Below are 24,577 nucleotides of genomic sequence, written 5' to 3'. Positions count from 1 at the left end.
CCCAACATTTCCCTAGTTTTGTTGGATTTCTTAACAATGACAAATGACAAATGACTAATGACTAATGACAGCGATCGCAATTTTGCCAACAGCACGTTCTGTTTCACTTTCTGTATGCGCTGCTGCTAATTCTTGTAAAGGATATGTGCGGTGAATCACAACACGCATTTTCCCCGCTTCAATCAACTCTTTTAAATACAGCAACTCTTGAGTATTGGGTTTTTCTAAAATAAACTTGACCTTTTGACCCGGTAGGAAACTTGTTAAAATACTCTGCACAAAACTTTCAACGCTGGGTAGGGTGGTGATGTATACTCCATTGGGTTTGAGAACTCGTTTGCATTGAGAAGGCGATCGCTTACCCACAACATCGAAAATAATATCATAGGGTTCTGTGTCTTTGGTAAAGTCATGTTGTGTATAATCAATTACTCTATCTGCTCCCAAAGATTTTACAAAATCCAAGTTTTTTGTACTGCAAACTCCCGTCACCACAGTATCTAAAGCCTTAGCAATTTGCACGGCAAAAATGCCTACACCACCAGCAGCACCATTAATCAAAACACGTTGTCCTGACTGAATATTACCCTGGTCGCGCAACGCTTGCAAAGCTGTGAGTGCAGCTAAAGGAACTACAGCTGCTTGTTCGTAATTTAAATTCGTCGGTTTAGGAGCCACGATATTTGCTGGAACAGCCGCAAATTCTGCATAAGCGCCTCCAGGTACAGCCGTACTTCCATAAATAGCGTCTCCAGGCTGAAAACCTGTAACCGCAGAACCAACTTCTACAACTTCCCCCGCCAAATCAAACCCCAAAATCATCGGGAATTTATTACCTGTGAGGAATCGCAACATTCCCTTGCGGATTTTCCAATCAACAGGATTAATGCTACTAGCGTGAATTTTCACAAGTAATTGGTCAGCTTTAATCGTCGGTTGTTCCACATCCTCATATTGCAACACCTCAGCAGAGCCATATCGGCGGATAACAACAGCTTTCATCCCCATTCCTCCTTGCTACCCTGTTTTTCTCTCTAAATACAGTTTAATAGCTGTTGACGGTTGACCGTTGACCGTTGACCGTTGTACAGACGCGATTAATCGCGTCTCTAACAAATGACTAAATAGCAAGTAAATATACCTGTTTCGACTTCTTTAGAAAAAGAAAAATTCCGAGAGAAAAGTAAAGTTTTTGAGAATTATATGCATTAATATAGATAGGTAAACCATTCTATAAGCCTTATATGGCAAGCTTTCACAACTTTATTGCACATCATTTCTAATGAAATCTTAAAACAATATGAATTACATTTTTACCCAAAAAAAAATGATATGTTGGATACAGAATTGAATTTCGCACGTATCTGGAGTAGAACGACGTAGACTACTCCAGTTTTTCCCCCTCAAATCCCTATCACTACGAACTTTGGGTGAGGTTGGGGAAGTGTTTGAGTACAGATGATTATGTCTAAAGATAATCTAAAATTAAGCTGTAAGCCTTGTGGGTTATGGATTTTGGTTGAGTACAAAGAAATCCTGTACCCCACTCCAGAAATACTTGTACCCCAATGAGAAAACACTAGAACCCATACCCGAAAAAAATTTTTTGAATTCTGGAAATGCTTACAAAATATGACTTACAAAAATTGAGTACAAGCTTAATAAATCCAATAAATTCTATCCTAGATACCAGCCAAGCGATCGCCAAAATGGCTGCTATAAATCATATATCGCCAATCACTTAACGCTTCTAAACAAAAGCGAAAAGTGAGTGGAGGGATGAGATAGCACCATGCCTCTGTGAATAGAAGTCGCGGCTTTCAGTACGCACAAATTCTACCCACGACCCAAACGTTGACACACACCAGCCGAAAATCAAGGATTGTAAGCCTGCCCTACTCTAATATTTGATGTTATCATCAGCATCACCCCGCAACAGAGTAAGTTCCTGCGAGTAACGAGTAGAAGCCGCGACTTCAATTCCTAGGCATAAAGAGTAGCAACGGCATCTCTCACAGTGGCAGCCAGTCCACCGACCCTTGCGAAATTCAATGACACTACCGTCTACAGGACTCCTCACCTCCTCCAATCAGGAACCCACCACTACCCAAGCCAAATCAGGTGGTTGCGGATGCGACAGCAAAAGCAACGCCACCGTAGAAATGGACGAAAAGCTCAAGGAACGCATTGCCAAGCATCCCTGTTATAGCGAAGACGCACACCACCACTACGCAAGAATGCACGTTGCAGTCGCACCCGCCTGTAACATTCAATGCAACTATTGCAACCGCAAATATGACTGTGCTAACGAAAGCCGCCCTGGTGTGGTTAGCGAATTACTCACCCCAGAAGAAGCAGCCCACAAAGTATTGGTGATTGCAGGTAAGATTCCCCAAATGACAGTCTTGGGAATTGCTGGCCCTGGCGATCCGTTGGCGAATCCAGAAAAAACTTTCCGTACCTTTGAGCTAATTGCAGATAAAGCGCCAGATATTAAACTGTGCTTATCAACCAATGGTTTGATGCTGACCGAATATGTCGATCGCATTAAACAACTCAATATAGATCACGTTACTATTACCCTTAACACAATTGACCCGGAAATCGGCGCACAAATTTATTCTTGGGTTCACTACAAGCGCAAGCGTTATAAAGGTGTTGAGGGAGCGAGAATTCTGCTAGAAAAGCAGATGGAAGGATTACAAGCCCTCAAAGAAGCCGATATCTTGTGTAAAGTCAACTCGGTAATGATTCCCGGAATTAACGACCAGCACTTGGTAGAAGTAAATAAATTCATTCGTGAAAACGGCGCATTCCTGCATAACATCATGCCGTTGATTTCTGCACCAGAACACGGCACACACTTCGGTTTAACCGGTCAGCGCGGCCCCAGTACTAAAGAACTCAAAGAGGTTCAAGATCAGTGTGCTGGTAACATGAAAATGATGCGCCACTGTCGTCAATGCCGAGCCGATGCTGTAGGATTATTAGGAGAAGACCGCAGCCAAGAATTTACCAAAGATAAATTCCTAGAAATGGCTCCGGAATATAACCTAGAACAACGTCAAGAAGTTCACGAAGGTATTGAGAAATTTAAACAAGAAATAAAAGCAGCCAAAGAAAAGGCGCAAGCTGGCAAGAAATTTGCTAACAACCCCAAAATCCTCGTTGCTGTTGCAACCAAAGGTAGTGGATTAGTTAACCAACACTTCGGTCATGCCAAAGAATTCCAGGTTTACGAAGTGGATGGTAATGAAGTACGCTTTATCAGTCACCGCAAAATAGACCACTATTGCCAAGGTGGATTTGGAGAAGAAGCCACTCTAGACAATATTATTAAAGCGATCGCAGATTGCAAAGCGGTTTTAGTCTCCAAAATTGGGAACTGTCCCAAAGAAGAACTGCACAAAGCTGGCATACAGACTGTTGAAGCTTACGACGTAATTGAGAAAGTTGCTTTGGAATATTACGAGCAATATGTCGAAGGCTTAGATAAATAGGGACTAGGGGCTAGGGACTAGGGGCTAGAAACTAGAGACTAGGAAAATTATACCCAATGCCCCATGCCCAATGCCCCATGCCCAAAAGGAGCTTAGTCATGGCTTACAAAATTACTGGCCAATGTATTTCCTGTGATTTATGTCTGTCTGTATGTCCCACTGGTGCAATCAAAATAGTTGATGGTAATCGCTGGATTGACCCCGAACTTTGCACAAACTGCGTCGGTAGTATTCATACAGTACCTCAATGTCAAGCTGGTTGCCCTACTTGTGATGGTTGCGTTAAACAACCTACAGATTATTGGGAAGGTTGGTTTGCCACCTACAACCGAGTTTTAGCGAAGTTAACTAATAAAGAAGATTATTGGGAACGTTGGTTTAACTGTTATTCTCAGAAGCTTTCACTATCCAACTAATAAATATGCGTTGAGGACATCAGCTTGGGAACTTCCAAATAAAAAATATCCTATCGCTGTTATACCAATTCTATGTGAGGCTGCACATTAACGCCCTCAGGCTGGAAGCCTGGGGCTATAGTTACAAAGCCTGCCTACGCAGGCTAGATTATATGCATCTTCATATTGAATTGGTATTAGACAGATATACTTCTTCGTATTATCTCGTAGTTTTTTCAGAAATCAAATATGATTCCTATACAAAACTTATAGGTCATAAAGATACAAAAATTTATGCATTGAGGACAGTCTATCGCAAACCATCTTCAGTTCACAGAATTGATTAGCTATATGTTCTCGCGAACCAATCACCCTTTCCATAATTTCGTTAAAAGTCAGTTAGGTAACTGATCATTCAGTGAATATACAGAAGTAAAATTGATTTTTTCTCCATACAATCAATCTTGTGTGTTGGTATAGAATTGGCATAAATATCCCTAGTTAATACAAAGAGTTGGTATTGCTGATTGATAACATGATTTTTGTTTCACGCATACCGTTAAAGCAGAACCGCTTGCGGTAAATGCAAAGGCGCAAAAAATCTACTTTCAGCTTTGTCTAAAACTCTAAATGTATTCTGCAAATATGCAACGCAAAAGAGTTATTTGGGTTGCGTTTCTACCTAACCCTGTTTTATCACTGTCAGAAGATAATCATCGAACTCAAATTTTGAAACTTTGATTAAATCAAGGTTTGAGGCTTTATTTTCTCACAAGAACTAAAATTTATAGGCAAAAAGTGTAAATTTTAGCCCCGTAACTGTTTGAGCGATTTAATGATCCCAAATTGACAAAAGCGGGCTAATTATTTCGTTAAATATATTTACAAGTGTTTTCTATTTTTCGGAAAGCAATAATTTTGCCATTAATTAACTAGTAAAAATCTCTAAATAACTACACTTCAATGATTTATTCATCTCAACAAAAATCTGCTAATCTCAACAATAATACCTTAGTATTTATTGATACTAAAGTTGCATCTTTCCACAGTTTGATTCGTGGTATTAAATCAGGTGTAAAACCCTTTATTATACATCAACAAGAAGATGGAATAAAGCAAATTACTGAAGTTATATCTCGATACAACAATGTAGACAGTATTCATATAGTTTCTCACGGTGACCCTGGAACCCTTTATTTAGGCAATAATAAATTAAGTATTAATACCCTTAAAAATTATGCTGGGGAACTGCAAACCTGGTTTAATTTCGTATCTGATGGCATAACCCCTGCACTTGTTCTCTACGGTTGTAATGTAGCCGCAGGAGATGCAGGAAGTGAGTTTCTAGAAAAGTTGCACCAACTAACTCAAGCTACCGTCTATGCTTCTAAAACTCTTGTAGGTAATTCTCATAGAGGTGGCAGTTGGAACTTAGATGCTTCTACTGGTAAAGTCCAAGACTCGTTATCTTTAGCATTTCAACCCCAGGTGTTAGAAACTTATAGCGGTGTTTTGGCAACTGGAACTGATGGGAATTACACATTTTATGATTCCCAGGAAGGTAATAAAGGTACAGTTGCTTTCACTGATATCACTGGTTCTAGTACTAACATTGGCAAAGCCGAATCAGATTGGCAAGAAAAAGATATTTCTCTGGGCTTTCAATTCACATTCTATGACCAAATTTTTGACAAAATTACTGTCTTAGACAATGGGTACATAACATTTGTTTCCACAAATACTGTCAATAGTCAAAATGGAAATATTCCTAATAATAAACAAACTTATAGTATTTTCCCATATTGGGATAATTTTGAGGCAACAGAAGTTTTTTATAAACAAGAGAATAACCGCTTCATAGTCCAATGGAATAACGTTAAACATTCCGATAACGATGAAAATGCTACTTTTCAAGTTATACTTTATAAAAACAGCAACAACATCGAATTCGTTTATAAAGATGTAGACTTCGGCAATGATGAACTAAACAATGGCGCATCAGCTACCATTGGAATTAACAAAAACGATCAAGTCGCCCTTAAGTATTTATTTGAAGGTGAAGTAAGTCCTGGTAATCCCAGAACTTTAGCTGGTGTGACATCCATTCGATTTGTAACTGAACCTAAGTTAGTTAACAGCAAAATTACGTTGAAGGAAAACGACTCCACACTTCCTGAAACGGAAAAAATCATCACACTCACCCAAGATAACTTTCTGGCTCAAGATGTTGATAATACTAGCACGCCAGCTAACATCAAATTTCAGATCGCTAATCTTCAGTATGGAGAGTTTCGGCTCAATGGTAGTTCTGTAACTGAATTTACTCAGAACGATATTAATAACGGCAAAGTTACATTTATTCATAACCGTGGTGAAAATCCTCCATCCTTTGATGTTGTAGTTACTGATGGTTACAATTCAACTTCTTCTAAGTCTGTAAATATCAATTCTGGTATTAGCTTTAGTAATATTAACGATACTCCCCAACTATCTGGGTTAGCATCTCAAGTTACCTTATTAGAAAATACTCTCAACCAAGCTGCGGATACTATCTATAAAAACAGCACCATTACCCTTACTGATGATGATTCTTCTCAGTTTAATGGTGGGAATCTGACAGTTGCTTATAATGGTACTTCAGAAGTTACAGACAAACTTGCTATTGGCAGTAATGCTAATATCAGCCTTAGTGGTAATACTGTTAAGTATAACGGCACAGATATTGGTACGATTGATGGCACAAAGAATGGTAGCAATGGTAAGGATTTAGTAGTTAATTTTATTAACACTAATGCTACTTTAGCAGCAGTAAAAGCTCTCATTGCCAGCCTCACCTATCAGACTACTTCTGATATACCCAAGGCTAGTCGCACCATTACTGTTACAGTCAATGATAATGGTAGCCCGAACGACCCCACACCCAAAACCAGCACCGCAGTTACTACAGAAATTAAGGTTACGGCTGAAAATGACTCACCGGTTAATAGTATTCCCCAACCGATAACTATTGACGAAGATACTCCCTTCACCTTTAGCAACAATCAAATCTTCCTGAGTGATCCTGATGCTGGTAATGTTTCTGTACAACTGAAGCTAACGGCTAACAATGGCACTCTCAAATTCAATGGCAATACTACGGGGTTAACCTTTTCTGATGATAACGGTACAGACGGCACTCTGCAATTAACAGGTAGTATTGCAGATATCAATAGCGCCTTAAATAGTCTGACCTTTACACCTAATCCTGACTTTAATGATAATTTGGGTAGTGCTTCCCTGAACATCCAAACGGATGACACAGGTATTAATCAAGGTATTGGTGGTAATTTAATTGATGGTAACGATACCATACAAATAAGTGTTACGCCAGTCAACGATGCACCTGTAAATACTGTTCCTAATTCTCAAGTTGTTAATGAAGACACAGAAATTAACATCACAGGTCTGAGTATTAAAGATGTTGATGTTAATGAAAAAGGTAGCAGTAATTTACAAGTTACCCTGGCTGTTACTAAAGGTTTACTCAAGCTCCAGAGTACAGCTGGCATTACCTTTGCTAATGGTAATAATAATGGCAATGCAGCAATTAGCTTTACAGGTACATTAGATGCAATTAATGCCGTTTTAGCAGCAGGTGTAATTTATCAGGGTAGTCAAGATTTTAACGGTAATGACATCCTAACTATTACTACCAATGACCTTGGTAATACTGGTAAAAGCACCCCATTGCAAGATGTTGATACAGTCGCCATTACTGTTAATGCAGTCAATGATACACCAGTAAATACTTTTCCTAACGCTCAACAAGCAGTTGATGAAGATACCAAATTAATCTTTAATGCTGCTAACAATAATAGGATTAGTATTAGTGATGTTGACTTTGAGCCTAATATCAACAACCAACCATTTATTAATCAAGTAAAAGTCACTCTTCAGGTTAGTAAAGGTACTCTCAAATTAGGTTCAATTCCCAATAACTTAGCAGTTGAAAAAAATGAAACTGCCACCGTAACTATCACGGGTGCAGTTGCAGATATTAACAATGCTTTAGATAATTTAAGTTATCAAGGTATTGTCAATTACAATGGCTTAGATACCCTGACCATTACTACTAATGATTTAGGTCATTCTGGTTCTGGTGGTATCAAAGAAAAGGTTGATACCGTTGCTATTAAAGTCAACCCAATCAACGATCCTCCTGTTAATGCAAATGTACCTACTCGTCAAACTATTGATGAAGATACAGAATTAGTCTTTAATGTATCAAACAATAATCTCATCAGTATTTCTGATATTGATGTTGATAATGAATTAAATTTTCAACCTGTTGATGAGGTACAAGTAACCCTTTCAGTTAATCGGGGTAAACTAACTCTAAGTACAACCACTAATTTAATAGTTGAAAAAAATCAAACTGCTACTGTAATTGTTAAGGGTAAGGTAGCAGATATTAACATCGCTTTGAATGGTCTGCGTTATTTAGGTAATGACAATTACAACGGTGATGATACTCTCAAGATAGAGATTAATGACTTAAATAATGGTTCTGTTTTGGGTGAAAAATTTGCAACTGCTGAAGTCCCAATTACAGTTAATGCAGTTAATGACATACCTGTCAACAACTTACCCACAACAGTAGAAGTTAACGAAGATGAAAATCTCATCTTTAATAGCATCAATGGTAATGCAATTAGTATTAAGGATGTTGATGTTCTTCCAGACATAAACATCCAACCTTTTATCGATCGGCAACTTGTTACTCTTACTGTTACCAAAGGTAAACTGACTCTAGGCTCAACTGCTAATTTATTAGAGCTTACAGGTAATGGTACTAATACAATTAGCTTCAAAGGTACAGTCGCAGATATTAACAAAGGGTTAGAAGGATTAAATTATTTAGCTAATGTCAACTATAACGGTGATGATACTCTTACCATTACCACCAATGATTTAGGTAATTCAGGTAAAGGAAAAGCACTACAAGATACAGATAGCATCGCTATTAAAGTTAAACCTGTCAATGATGCGCCTATCAATAGCGTACCCCAAGCCCAAGAGGTAGATGAAGACGAAAAATTATTCTTCAACAACAAAAATGCTAATGTCCTGAGTTTGAGTGATGTTGATGTTGATGAAGGTACAGGAGAAGTCAAAGTCACCCTTGCAGTTAACAACGGTACTTTAACTTTAGGTAAACAGGATGGATTAACCTTTGGTACTGGAGATGGTGTTGCAGATGCAACGATGACTTTCACAGGTAAAGTAGCAAATGTAAACCAAGCTCTGCAAGGGATGTTCTATCTTGGTAACAAAGATTTTCACGGTGCTGAAACCCTGACATTTACTACTGATGACCTAAGTAACTTTGGCAAGGTTACTCAAATTGATACGGATACCATTAACATCACTGTCATTCCCGATCCAGATGCTGATGGTATTAATAATCCCACTGAAATTAAAGTAGCAAAAGACCTCAAGCAATTATTTCCTACTAATGTTCTTATACAAAGTTTAAGTGACAGGGCAGGTAATAACGCTGATGTTGTTGCCTTATTCGGTATTAATCACACAACTCAACCGATTATTATTGCGATTAAGGATGAAGATCAAAAAGAATTAAGCGGTGAGAGCAAAAATCCGGGTTTAGTCATTCATCATGTTGAAACTGAAAACCTCAAGGAAACTATTAACGATCCCCTTGCTGCTTTTGATAGTAAGGATCTGAAAAAATCTGCATTAAAGGGTATAGCACCAATCCTCGATGTGCTTAATTTTGAGGTAAAACCAGAACCAGAATTCATAGATGTCGCATTACAAAAACAAATTGCTGACAAGCTGAAACAAAAACCAATCCGTATAGAAGTTAAGTTACCTGATAGTGAAACAGATACTGCTGTTAGTACAATTTTATTGCGTCGAGCTGATGGTACTTTAGTTGACTTCCGACGAAAGTTGAACCCACTGTTCGGTAAAATCGATGAGGAACTGCTTACTGGTGTGATACTTCAGGATCGTAACCTTAACGGTAAAGCAGACTGGGCAGTAATATCTTTACAAGATGGAGAATGGGGGGATTTAGACGATGCAGCTAACGGGACAATTTCTCAGTCTTTAGTAGCAGTAAACTGGAATTTAAGCACAAGTCGCTTAGAAGTTCGTTCGAGCCAAGATGGGTTAAACTTCTATGGAAACCGCAGCCACGTTCAGTTCACCCTCAACCGCTTCCGGGGGGACAATGCTTCTGAAATTGGGATGGCGCGTGTCCGTTTTGGGAATGATGGGCAAATTGTTGAGGTAAATGGTAAAGTTGTCAATTCCCTTGATGAAGCTAAACAAGTGATTATTCAACGGGGAGAGACTCTGTTTAGCTCTTTGAAAGATAAACGCAATCCCAACTTTAGCGCTCAAAATTGCACTGTCGCCTTTGAACAAGGGGAACAAGCAGTTTTCTTTGTCATTCAAGGCGGTACAAAGGATGAATTGCTGTTCAATGGTTTAAATTCTAAACCCGTGCAGTTTTCTCTTTCCAGCCTGAATGGCGGAACCACAATTTTTCAAGCTAGTGGTGATGCAAGCGGACAAACTGCTAACTTCTCCTTAGCTGGGTTATTTGATATCAATGCTAAAATTCTCACTCCAGAGCAAGTAAAAGCCCAATTAGGAATACTTGCAGTCGATTCAAGTCAGTTTATAGTGAATAGGGCTAGCGAATTAATCGACCTCAATTCCTCTGCTGCATTTGATCATCAGCAAGTTACTTTAAAATTCTCCCTGCAGCGAGAAGCCACAAATAACAACTCCGTTTATTTCTACCGTGTTGATGATACTCAAGGCTCAATTAAAGACACACTTACTGGTATGTTAATTGACCCAACATCTCAACTTAGTGCTGAACAGCAAAAGCGTTATTTACAATTAGCAACTAGCGATCGCTTAGTTCAAGGTGTTCAATTTCAAACTGGTAATTTCACTAATACTGAGGCTTCTGTGACCCTGAATGGCGGTGCGTACTATTTGCCGTTCATGGTTGCTAATGGCACTTTATCAGACATTGGTAACGATTTTAGCCGTGTCTTGACATCGTATATGAGTATAAACAGCGATCGCGTCGATCATGTACGCAGTTTAGGTAATGGGATGTTTGGCTTTGAGGACATAATTGGCGGTGGCGATTTTGACTACAACGACATGATTCTCTCTATTACCCAAGTCCAAGTCGTTTAGGAGTTATACCAACAGATTAGTGAAAAGTAAAAAGTAAAAATTACTGATTACTTTTCACTGATTATTAATTTTTAATTTTGCTAGGTTAGGGTCGGTTTATGGTCAATTTTCTTGCTTAATCTGCTTATACAAATTTACTAATATCATGAAACCAATCCCAATTCTGACACCCTGGCAAAATATGGATATCTTAATTTTAAATTTTGAATTGGTATGACTACTTCCATTAATCAAAAAGAATGCGAATACCAACCATTAATAATACTCAATTTTCTATTCTATAAAGGTAAATAAGAATAAGATGTTTAACGATAATTTTCCTAATGAATCAACTCCTTTTGTTCCCGTTAGCGATTTGAATCATAATCTTAATTCTTATGGTTTAGACCTCAATCAGCCCCTTAGCCAATCCATTCCTTACCTAAATATAGAATTAGCACCAAAATGGGATATCAAAGCGTCGTTATTTGATTATAACTTGGCTCAAAATTCGGTTTTATATCCTGACAGCAATAAGCAGATTATCACTGGATTAGAAACCACTAGCTATCCAGATAGTTTATTGAATCCTGGAGTCAAAGAGATAGCTTTTGTTGATAGCAAATTAGATAATTATCAAAGTTTAATTACGGGTTTATCTGAGCAATCTCAGGTATTTATATTAGATAGCAATCGTAATGAAATTCAACAAATAAGTCAAGTTTTAGGCAATTATCAAAACCTTGATGCCGTACATTTATTTAGTCACGGTTTTGCGGGTGGAGTACAGTTAGGTAATACTATTTTAAATTTAGGCAACTTAAATAATTATAGTAATGATTTTAGTATTTGGGGACAATCTTTAATTCCTACAGGTGATTTTTTATTATATGGTTGTCATGTCGCTGAAGGTATTCAAGGGCAAAACTTTGTCCAGCAGTTAAGTCAATTAACAAGTGCTGATATTGCTGCTTCTACCAATTTAACAGGTAACAATAATTTAGGGGGTGATTGGCAGTTAGAATATCAAACTAGCAATATAGAAACAAGGAGTTTTCATGATATTAATTATCGTCATGTTTTAGGTGATATTTCCTTGACTAATGGTGAGTTAGTTTTACAGGAAGGTACTTATGACGTTGAAAATGTTTATGTTTCTGTTAACGGTAGCAATCAACTTGTAATTAAAGATACTGAAGAACAAATTAAAATAAATGGTAGTGGTATAACACAAGTTGATAATAATACCGTCACAGTTGATATTAACTCCATTAACAAATTTAAAATTACTACAGATAAAGATCCCTTAGATGGCGATCGCATTAACATTGACTTGAGTGGTTTAACTACTCCCCATAAATTTGATTTAGAAATTAAAGGCGATCGCTATGATGATGCTGTCACCTTTACGGGTAATGCTTCTACCTTTGGTGGTCAAATTGATATTGATATTAGAGAGATATATTTAAATGAAGGTGTAGTCTTTTCGACTCGTCAAACTAACGGTAATTCAGGGAATATTACCCTAAAAGGTAAAGAAATTTATATTAAAGATAATGCGCAATTATTAGCAGATGTCTCTAGTGGTAGTTATCAAGCCGGAGATATTAATATTGAAGCGACTAAATTCTGGATTCCTAGCAGCGATCCGTCGGCATTTTTAACTGATTTAGGTTTATTTGGTAGTTTTGATGATTCCCGGATTATTGTGGGAAAAACCACAATTTTTAAAGCTAAAAATATTAATTTTACTACCGATACAGGTGGCACAACTGAACAGGCAAATTTAGTTCAGGAATTTACAGCATCAGGGCTGAGAACTTTAGTAGATTTGATTGTCGGTATCCCTGTAATGCTCAAAGTCAAAAAAGCCGAATCCATTATCAATATTGGTGATAACTCCCAAATTATTGGTAGCGGCAATATAAATTTAGAATCCTATGCTAATGCAGATATTGATATTGCCGTAGTAGGAGGAGATTCTGAATCGGATCTTGGCCTTTCTAATGATTCATTTTTGAAAAAATTTAGTTTTGGGTTAGGTATTGGTATTACGAAAGCTGAAACTACTATCGGTGGAAATGTAATTATTAATGCTAATAAAAATGTTAGCATTTTATCTGATGCTTTTACTAATTCAAGTGTAGATAGTCGCACTAGCCAAAACTTAGGAATTAAACCTACAAGTAAAGATAATAAAGCACTAGCATTTGGTATTTCTTACTCAGAAGCTAACTCCTACGCCAATGTTGCTCAAGGTGCAATAATTACTGCTGGCGGTAATGCCAACGTTTTAGCCATAGGTGAAAATTACAATAAATCAGCAGGAAAAGCTTATGTTTATCAAGATGGAACAGCAGGTATAGCATTAGGCTTAGAAATTTCTGCATCTGATATTAGAACCGAAGTAAATGGCACAATTAACGCTGGCGGTGCTACAGAAGATATTATTGTAAATTTAGATGATAATAATCTGATTAATAATGTTACTAGCAAAATTGAATTAATCGCACCTCACAACTTTAAAAGTGGAGATGCAGTAGTTTATAAAAATGGAGATGCCGATGGTAAAATTGGTGGCAATGATTCCATCGGTGGCTTAATTCATAAACAAGTTTACTATGTAATTGTTGATAGTCCTAATCAAATTAGATTAGCAGAATCTAGAGCGAAAGCATTAGCTAAACAGGCTATAGCTATTGACAAAGATGATAAAACAGGAACAGGACATCATCTCCATGCTTTAAAAGGTTTGGGAACTATAGGAATAGGGGTAAAATCTTATTTAGAAAGTAGAGATATTGTCCAAGCTGATTCAGGTATTTTTAACAATACAGCCCTTAATAAAATAATTAACTTTGATAGTTCTGCTATCTCTTCAGGAGTAAGAACCACTATAGGTGATAAATTAAAAAATACCAGTGAAGCTCAAGCTGCCCAAAATCAAAAAGATTTAGATGGCAAAGTTAAAGCAGGCGATAAAGTACAAAAACCAACAACAACTCAAAAACTCAGTCAAAAAGCTTTTCCTGGAACAGATAGTAATAGCACAGGTGAAAGTTCAAAATGGGGATTGGCAGGTTCTTTAGCAGTAACTATTGCTAATCATGATGTAACTACTAAAATTGGTGCAACGGCAAAATTAGCATCTCAACAAGATTTAGAAGTTAATAGTTTCCATCAATCTATTACTCAAATTGAAGCAATTACTGACTTACAAAAAGCTTCTGCAGGAGTAGAAGGCCCGTCTAAAGAAACTGCCATTAGTGCTGCTGTTAGTGCAGGTTTTTATGATAGTGATGTGAAAACCGAAATAGCAGATGGTGCTAAACTGGATGCTAGTAGAAATTTAAACATTCAATCAGAAATAGTTTATCCTTTCGCTTGGGAAAATGCAGATTTAACAGATATTAGTGTTGCTAGCAGTGCATCAGAATTATCACAATGGTGGGATAATTTCATTACTCGCAAAGAAAACGTATTAGACAGTATTGATTCTACAATCAGCGTCCAATATCCCCATAAAGCTAAACCCTGGAGTTCCTGGACAAAAAGTGCTTCTCAAGCCGAACAAAAAGGATTTTCTGGTTCAATTAATGTTTTAAGTTTTAATAATACTAATCAAACGATAGTTGGCTCTGGGGTAGAAATTAACCAAAACCAGGCATATCGTCACCTAAATCAAGCTGTAAATATTCAAGCCAAAACAGATATTACCTTAATCAATATCACTGGCGATCCCCTCAGTTTAACCAAATCTATAGGCGGAAAAGGCGTTGGCGGTTCAGTCTTTTTCTTATTAGCAGATAATACCACCGAAGCAATTGTCAAAGATGGGGCAAAAATTCACACAGGCTCTAATCAAAAATTTAGCCTCAAAGCCAATACGGATGTTTTCAGTACAGTAATGGCAATCTCCGGTGGTGCAGCCGAAGAATTTGGGATTGCGGGAACAGTAGTAGTAAATCTGCAATATAACCGTACTATTGCTCAATTAGGTAGTGGGGCAATTGTGACTGGTGGTGGGCTAGATATTATTGCTCAAGACGATACAGATCACTGGAATTTTGTCGGTGGCATAATTAGAGGTAATAACACTGGCATTGGTATGTCTGTTGGTGTGCATAATATTGGTCGAGAAGTACAGGCTTTAATTGGTAATAGTAGCGATTTAGCTCCTGGTAGTAATACCAATATTGATGTTAATGGTGATATTAATGTCAAGGCTTTATCAGAAGGGAATATTTATACCCTGTCTTTAGCTGCTGCGGTAATTACACAACCCACTCCACAAAAGCCTAGTCCGGGCCCGACTCCCGATGCTACCCCCGGAATGTCTGCTTCAGATCCTAGTGCAGAGGTTGATGACCCGATTGATATTAACCTGATCAAAAAATCAACGGAAACAGGTAGCCCCACAGACGGGATTGAAAAACGCCCCGAAACCCCAGAAGCTGCACCAAAAGGTACTGGGGGCGGTGAGAATGTGGCTAATGATCAGGGAAAACAAGGTAAGTCAGGGATTGGTATTTCTGGAGATGTATCAATTCATTTGGTTAACGATAAGGTCTTAGCTTACGTTAATGATAGTGGACAAATAAAAACTCTGGGTAATATCTCGATTACAGCCAATAATGATACTGATTTATATACAATTTCTGGTTCGGCTTCCTTTGTCAATAAACCAAATGCTTCTTCTACAGGAATTGCTGGTTCTGTAGCAGTCAATCTGATTTCTGGCGATACTAAAGCCTATATTGCCGGAAAAAACACGACCACAGGTAAGCAACTTTCCTTGTCGGCTAATTCCCTGAGTTTGGAAGCAACTCGCACTGGTGATATTTTCTCAATTTCGGCGGGAGGTTCAGGTGCTTTAGGCTCAAAAGGAATTGCGATCGCGGGTTCAGTGTCAGTAAACAATATTACTAATACCACCGAAAGCTACATTGATGGGGGTGTATTAGTTTTACTCACCGATTTGTTAATTAAAGCTAAGGATGAGTCAGATATTTTTGCGATCGCAGGTGCTGTAGCTTTTGGTGGTAGGGCTGGAGTCGGTGCGGCAATTGGCGTAAATATTATTAACAACGATACCAAAGCGACTCTAAAAAATTCTAGCCTCAATTACACTGGCAAACTTGATATCAGTGCTGAAAATAACACTGAAATTCAGGCTTTAAGTGGGGCGATTGGTGCTTCTAGTGGTAATTTAGGCGGCGCAGGCACTGTTTCTGTCAATATCATTAATGGTGAGACTACTGCATCTATCAGTAATATTAATAGTCAGCAAGCACTCAGCGTAATTAATCTCAAAGCTAATAATCATGCCAAAATTCAATCTTTATCTGGTGCGGTAGGTGCATCTAAAGGTATGGGTTTTGGTGCGGCTATTGCCTATAACGGCATTAATGACAGTACTAGCGCTTATATTACAGGTTCAAACCTAGCGACTAATAGTAGCTTAACAATTGCTACTAACTCTAATCGCACCATTCAAACTATATCTTTAGGACTTGCAGGTGGTAAAGATTTAGGTTTAGCTGGCTCGGTATCCGTTAATATCATTGATGGCTCTTTAGCAGCTTATATTGCTGATTCTACCGTGACAGCCAACGGTAAAGTAGAAGTAACGGCGATCGCTAGTGATGATATAGAAGCTCTCGCAGGTGCTGTAGGCATATCTTTAGGTAATGGTGGAGTTGGCGCAGGTATTAGTATTAATCAAATTAGTAATGGCAATCGCGCTTATATTACTGGTTCTACCATTACCTCTCAAAATGACCTGTCTTTAAAAGCACAAACCAGTTCCGAAATTTCCACTATTAGCATAGGTGCTGCCGGAGGTAAAACCTTTGCTCTCGGCGGTTCTATTGCTGTCAACACCATTAAAAACATCAGTAAAGCTAGTATAGAAGCTAACTCTAATATTCAGGCTGCCAAGGTTAATCTTACAGGTAAAGATAACTCGACGATTGAATCTTTAGCTGGTGCAGTGGGTTTATCTACAGGTTCAGCCGCGATCGCCGCTTCGGTTGCGGTCAATTATATTAGTAATGAAGCTCAGGCATATATTGATCGCAGTACAGTTAAAGCTACAAGCAACGTTGGGTTGACTGCTGATGCTGCTGCTACGATTAAATCTCTATCTGCTAGTGGTGCAGTGACAGCAGGCTCGGCGGCGGTGTCTGGCTCTTTTTCTATTAACATTATTGGTGGTGCTACTAAAGCTTACATCGCCAATGGTGCAAATGTTACAGGCACAGGTATAAGTTTATCTGCCAATAATGACTCAAAAATTCAATCTCTAGCTGGTAACGTAGCTGGAGCAGGTACAGGCGCAGTCGGCATTTCCTTAGCCGTCAACGATTTAGATAATGGTATTTCTGCTTACATTAATAACAGTAATGTCACTGCCACTAATAATCAAATTAGTTTAAGTGCTACCTCAACAGGTGATATTGCATCAGCGTCCGTAGGCGGTGCCGGAGCAGGAACTTTTGCTGTTGGTGGTTCAGTGTCGATTAATAATATTGATACCGCTACTAAAGCCTATATTGCCAATAATAGCCAGGTTAATGCTGCTCAATTAATTAGTATTAAAGCCAATGATGACTCAAAAATCTCATCTATTGCTGGTCAAGTCGCAGTCGGGGGAACTGCTGGCGTAGGTGCTTCGGTTTCCACTAATTATATCAGTAATGCGGTAAACGCCTATATCACTGGTTCTCAAGTAACCTCCGTGAATAACGGTTTGACAATTCAAGCCGATATTTCCCCCAAAGTTGAGAATATCACCGCAGGAGGCGCAGGAGCAGGAACTTTTGCTGTTGGTGGTTCTGTTACAGTTAATCATATTAGTACAAAAGTTCTAGCTTATATCGGTAATAATTCCACCATTCAAACTCAACAAAATATCAATATTTTAGCTACCAATAATGCCACTATTCGGTCTTTAGCCGGTCAAATTAGTGGCGCAGGAACAGCAGCTATTGGCGCTGCTGTAGCTATCAATAATTCTAGTGGTTTAACCTCTGCTTATATTGCCAACAGTAATGTTTCTACAGGGGGAGCAATTAAAGTTGCAGCCACAGGAACTAACACAATTGAAAGTTTATCGGCTGGTGCTTCTGTTTCTGGACAGGTGGCTTTAACTGGTTCAGTTTCAGTTAATAACATTACTGATACCATTACGGCTTATGCCATCAACGGTAGTCTTTCTGGTAATAGTCTAGAAATTTCTGCTCAAGATAACAGTAAAATTAAATCCCTAGCTGGACAACTCAGTGCTAGTTTAGGTGGTAGCGTTGGAGCAGCCGTAGCTTATAACAATATTGGTAATACCGTTAAAGCCTATAGCCAAGATGCAACCATTAATACTGTTGGTAATGTTCTCATCAATGCAAATAACCAAGGCACAATTGAAACAGTTGCTGTAGGTGGTTCTTTTGGACTATATGTTGGGTTAGCTGGTTCGGTTGCTGTCAATGAAATGACTAATACCACTTCTGCCTATATTCAAGGTGGTAATGTCACAGCTAGTGGTAGTGTTGGTGTTTTGGCTAATTCCATTAATAGCATGACAACTGGTGGTGGTGCGATCAGTGGCGGTTTCGCTGGTGTGGGTGCAACCGTAGTTGTTAATAACCTCAACAACAGTACCCAAGCTTATCTTATTGCTGCTAATGTTAAGTCCTTGGGTAATAATAGTTTGACTGTACCTTTAGCTGATGGTAGTGGTAATACTCAGGTAATGTCCGGTTTAGCTGTAATTGCTACCAGCAAAGAAAATCTAAATACCACAATTGGGACTGTATCCGCAGGTGTACTCGGTTTAGCCGGAAGTATTGCCGTTAATTCCTTTAGTGATACTACCCAAGCTTATATTAATGACGGTAACATTAACAAAAATAACACGGGTGCAAATAGTCAACAAAGCGTTTTAGTTAAGGCTGCTAATGATAGTAATGTTGATATTAAGGCAGGTGCAGGTGCTTTTGGCGGTGCTGGAGTTGGTGCTACCATTGATGTCACAACTGTAAAAAATGGTACTTTTGCCTATATTAATAAAGCCACAGTCAACACCCTCAAAGATCTAGAAGTAGAAGCCAGAACCAAGAAAAATGTTAACTCCATAGTTGTAGCTGCTGCTGGTGGTGTTGGACTAGGAATATCCGGTGCAATTTCTATTGTTAATGTGAGCGCGGGAATGTCAAGTGATGCCAATAAAGCCGCAAATAATACTAAATCTATAGTAGATGCTCGTTTAGTGGAAATGGACGGCATGGGTAAAGATAGTTCAGGTAATAGTAATATTAATACCAAGAAAGATATTACTAATGTCCTGTCTACTACCCCGACTGGTATTCAAGGAACAACTGCTTTCATCGGTGGCACAATTAATGCAGGTGGCAATATTTATGTTTATAGCGATGAAACAACTAAACTGGGTGTGATTGCTGGTGCTGTAGCTTATGGTGGTTTCTTGGGTGCAGGTGGTTCTGTAGGTATTGCTAATGTCACTCATAATACCTCAGCTTACGTTGACGCTATTGCGGTTTTAAGTGCAGGTGGTAATATTGGTGTTCAAGCAAATGGTTTAATCGATCAAAACAAAGTCCAGGCGATCGCAGGTACTGCTGGTTTAGTTGGTTTAGGTGCAGCAGTTGCTTATCTCACTTCCCACAATAATACTAATGCTTACATTGGTGCAGGGACAACTATTAACCAAGCTAATAATCTAAATGTGCTGGCTGGTTCATCTTCTAATTCGCAAACAGAAGGTTGGGGTGCTTCTGCTGGTGCTGTTGCTGGGGGAGTAGTGATTGCTAATACGGAAGAAACTGGTACAACTCAAGCTTATCTCGGTAATAATGTCAAGATTCAAAATACGAATAACTTAACTGTTAATGCTACCGCTAAGGAAGTTGTATCGGCGATCGCGCAAGCAGCTAGTGGTGGTATTGTTTCTGGTAATGGTTCAGTACCACAAGCAAATATTTCACCAACCGTTAAAGCTTATATTGGTGATAGTAGCAAGATTCAAGTTAACAATGATGTTCAAGTGATTTCTGATGCTACCGTTGATGGTGATGCAGAAGCTAAAGGTGTCAGCATTAGTGCATTCGCTGTAGGTGTTTCTCTGGCTAAAGTTAATGCGAAACCGAATATAGATACATACATTGGTGCAGATGTTAACCTCAATGCTAATAATGTCACCGTTAAAAGTTTACTAGGCAAACCCTTAAGTTCTGGGGATAATGCTTTTAATCCTGCTAATACGGTTAATAATGGCTCAGATACAATTAATTTTGGTAAGGATCACGGTTTCCAAACAGGTGAGACAGTAGTTTATCTCAATGGTGGTGGTACTGATATCAATGGTTTAACCAGTGGTTCGAGTTATCAAGTGATTAAAGTGGATAATCAAACTCTCAAATTAGGTAGTGAGTTTGACGCATCTAAAATTGATATCTCAGCCAATAAAATCACATTTAGTGGTAATCATGCTTTTACCAATGGACAAAAAGTTGTTTACGAAGCAGTAGGTGGTGCAGCTATTGGTGGTTTAACATCAGGCAATAGTTATTATGTTAAAGTCCTAGATAGCAAGACGATTAAATTAGTACCTGCTTGGCCTGATCCTTCCGTTACTCAAGGTGCAACCCTGGCAAATATTGCTGCTAATCAAATTACGATTAATAGTCATGGTTTTAGTAATGGCGATCTAGTCACCTATCAAACTCGATCGGCACAGGTGGCGATCGTTAATACTATTCCTAAGGATGCTCAAGGTAAGGATAGTATTTTCAACCTAGAGGCTGATCTTACGAGTAGTGATACCTTTAATTCAGCTAAACACGGTTTTGATAATGGTGAAGAGATTGTTTACAGTACCACAGGCACAGCCATAGGTGGTTTAACCAGTGGACAAAAATATTTTGTCATTAAAGTAGATGACAATCACTTTAAACTCTCAGCTACTAAGAATGGTACTGCTATCAATCTTACCAGCGCGGCTAAAGGTAGTTTCCACAGTATTACCGCACTTAATGTTACCGGTTTAGAAACTGGAAAACCCTATTATGTAGTTGGTGCGACTGCGAATAGTTTCCAACTAAGTGCAACTAAAGCAGGAGTCGCTTTAACCCTTGCTACAACTGGGTTAACGGGAACTGGTACAAATCACCTCTTTAGTAAAGATAGCGCTATTGACTTAACCAGTGCTTCTAGTGGACAACATAACCTCCATTTTGATTTAGATAATAGCACTGCCACCGGAGATAAACATTCCTTCTCTACTGGTGCGGTTGCTACTGTACCCAGTCAAGGGGATAATCAGTTTTCCGTTTATGCTCAAGCTTCCGCAAGTGCTTTATTTGGTGGTACAGGTACAAAAGCAACCCTGAATATTACCCCAACGATGAATACCTATGTAGGCGATCGCACTTCGATTACAGCAAAGGGTAATGTTGCAGTCACAGGTTTAGCTAGTGTATCACTGACAGGTGGTACAGATGCAAGTATCGGTGGCGCGATCGCTGATGGTGCTTCAGAAATTAATGTCACGATCGACAAAACTCATAACACCTATATTGGTACTTCTGTCAAGATTAAAGCTGATGGTAATATTCAGGTAACTAGCCAATCAGATCAAAATCTCACTATTAAGAGTTACGGTGGTGCCGGATCGGCTATTACCTTTGCTGATTCTGAAGCCCATGCTAATATTACTCACAATACGACAACTAACATTAAAGATAATGCTGAACTTATTTCTAACGATACGCTGTTAGTAGGTTCATCTAGCAATACTGATACTAATGTTAAAGCAGCAGCCGATGGTGCTGGTATCTATGCGGATGCAGATGCAGATAGTAGTATCAAATTTGATGGTAGTAATACTACTAATGTTAATGCTAATGTTCGTCTAGAAGGTCGTCATTTAAACGTTACAGCTATTGTTGATACTTTTAAAGTTGAATCTCGCGCTGAATCTGAAGGTGCTGGTTTAATTGGTAATATTGATGCCCATGCTAAGGTAAATCTTACTGGATCTGATGCCGTCGTTAATATCGCTACAGGCGCTTATCTCAAGGGTGATGAAGTCAACCTCAATGCTGAGTATAAAAATGTAGTGAGTCGGGCGATCGCTGAAGCAGATTGTGATGGTTTAGGTGGTGATACCGATTCTGATGCTACTAACATTATGCCTCTAGTTGCTAAGATTCAAACAGAGGTTGACTCCACCATTGAAGCAACTATTCTCAACATTGAAAGTGATTTTGAAAGCTTCAATAAAACCACTAAAGCCCATAGCGATTTAGCTTGGGAATTAGATTTAGGCTTATTTACAATTACAATGGACTTTGGTGATGAAGAAGAAGACGAAAAATATAAACCGAAACCTTGGATTAATTTTAATTCTACTGTCATCATCAACCGACATGATGTTAATCCTATAATCGTTATTGATCCTAACGGTAATATTATTCAGCAAAGCAACAATATAACTGCTAATATCACTGCTACAGAAGTGATTGTTGATGATGTGGAAAACATCAAAGTTGGGGGAATAAACTTTATTATTCCTAAACGTACAGATAAAATGTTTGATAACGGTGAGTTTACTGACAACGGTAAATATTCAGTCAATAATCCTGCTTACGATACAGTTCAAATTATCAATAATTCTAGTAAAGACTTAGTTATCAATGATATCTCAGTAATTAATATTGTCGGATTACCTGAGATTAAATACGATCAAGTCAACGTCAAAAATAAAAATATTGCTACTACCAATATTCCGCCAGCAGATCCTTTACCCGTTAACCCCACTGTTGTCACCATTGAAAATAATGGTAATTCTAACTTGGTTCTCCAAGGTATAATAGATAGTCCTCACGATCGCACTGATTTAATTAGTACAGGTGGTATTATTGGTAGAGATGGACATAAAATTATTACCCGTGATTTAAGTCTTACTGCTCTTAACGGTAGTATTGGTACAGATAGCCAAAGAATTATTGCTCAACTGAATCAAGAGTATCATCCGATTACTGATAATGTACCATCTAGTAAGATTAATCTACAAATAGAAGCAAAAAATTCCGTTTTCCTCGATTTAACGGCAAAACAGTTAGATAGCAATCCTGTAACTGTTAATGTGGCGAAGATGACTGCGACTACAGGTGATATTAATTTGCTAATTAATCAAACTACTGATAGCACCAATACACCAGTTGCTGCACTTTACGAATTTACCAAGATTATTACCGGAAACAACATCATAATTAATGCAGGTACAACTAGCACTAATCTTCAAGGTAATACTGATTTTGTTGGTAATACTTCTTTCTTAGATTATCAAAGTTTACTCGATATTGATGGTAATACAGGCAATATTAAGGGTACTCTTGATGTCGTCACAGGCGGTTATATTGAACTTACAGAAGTTGCTGGTGGTGTCAACCTCAAACAACTTGTAAGCGACAAGGATTATATTAAGCTAACGGTTAATGAAAGTTCTAATTTGGATGAAAACCTGCTCTTAATTGATAACGCTAACATTAGTGCAGCCAAAAATATCTCTTTCTTAGTTGGTGATAACTTCCAAATTAATACTACTGCTACAATCCTGTCAGGTCAAAAGGTATTAATTAAAGCAGATAACAACAATCAAGATAATAACGGTAGCTTAGTTAATATTTTCGGTGCGATTTATTCTCAAAGCACAGAACTTTACACCGAAAAAGATGCTGATATCTTTAATGTGCGGAGAATAGACAGTAAAACTTATCTCGGCTCAAAATCAGGCGATGATGTCATTAATGTTGGTAGTAAATATCCAACTATTGGCGGACTTCTAGATAACATTGATGCTACCCTAACCATCAGTGGTGGGATAGGTAAAGATATCTTAAATGTAGATGATTCTGGAGATAGCAAAGATAATATCGCCATTGTCACAGACAACGAAATTCGCGGCTTGGGAATGGGTGGCAAAATTAACTACGGTAGCTTTGAAAAACTCAATCTGCAAACAGGTGATGGTGCAGATAACGTCACTGTAGAAAGCACCCACAACGGTGAAACTAACCTGAATACTGCTGATGGTAATGACAACATTTATATCGAAAGTATTTACGGTAATACCACAGTTAGGTCTGCTCAAGGAGATGATAATATTACCGTCAGCAGTTCTCAACAATTATTGGATAATATCGCCAATACTTTAACCATCAGTGGTGGGATAGGCGGGGATATCTTGAATCTAGATGATTCTGGAGATAGCAAAGATAATATCGCCATTGTCACAGACAACGAAATTCGCGGCTTGGGAATGGGTGGGAAAATTAACTACGGTAGCTTTGAAAAACTCAATCTGCAAACAGGTGATGGTGCAGATAACGTCACTGTAGAAAGCACCCACAACGGTGAAACTAACCTAAATACTGCTGATGGTAATGACAACATTTATAT

The 24,577-nt window shown here is 38.3% G+C and carries 5 protein-coding genes; 4 read left to right on the top strand and 1 reads right to left on the bottom strand.

Going from position 1 to position 24,577, the window contains the following annotated elements:
• Positions 1-54: 54 nt before the first annotated feature.
• Positions 55-1,002 carry an NAD(P)-dependent alcohol dehydrogenase gene (locus AACW45_RS03105; protein WP_190631062.1) on the bottom strand — a complete coding sequence of 316 codons (948 nt, stop codon included), beginning with the start codon at positions 1,000-1,002 and terminating at the stop codon, positions 55-57.
• 1,049 nt (positions 1,003-2,051) lie between these two features.
• Here AACW45_RS03105 and nifB point away from each other — a divergent pair.
• The 4 genes from nifB to AACW45_RS03085 form a co-directional block, all read left to right on the top strand.
• A complete protein-coding gene (gene nifB / locus AACW45_RS03100; RefSeq protein ID WP_190631060.1) occupies positions 2,052-3,500 on the top strand; it encodes a nitrogenase cofactor biosynthesis protein NifB in 1,449 nt (482 codons plus the stop codon).
• 98 nt (positions 3,501-3,598) lie between these two features.
• Positions 3,599-3,916 carry a 4Fe-4S binding protein gene (locus AACW45_RS03095; protein ID WP_190631278.1) on the top strand — a complete coding sequence of 106 codons (318 nt, stop codon included), beginning with the start codon at positions 3,599-3,601 and terminating at the stop codon, positions 3,914-3,916.
• 942 nt (positions 3,917-4,858) lie between these two features.
• Positions 4,859-11,119, top strand: coding sequence for a DUF4347 domain-containing protein (locus AACW45_RS03090; protein ID WP_190631058.1), 6,261 nt, complete (start codon positions 4,859-4,861; stop codon positions 11,117-11,119).
• A 301-nt stretch (positions 11,120-11,420) separates the two neighbouring features.
• A partial coding sequence (locus AACW45_RS03085; RefSeq protein WP_190631056.1) for a DUF4347 domain-containing protein occupies positions 11,421-24,577 on the top strand: 13,157 nt, incomplete at its 3' end.

It is taken from the genome of Calothrix sp. FACHB-168 (genome assembly GCF_963889195.1).
Classification (GTDB): domain Bacteria; phylum Cyanobacteriota; class Cyanobacteriia; order Cyanobacteriales; family Nostocaceae; genus Aulosira; species Aulosira anomala_A.
Note: the sequence above shows the minus strand (reverse complement) of the source record. Positions and strands in the feature narration are given on the sequence as shown.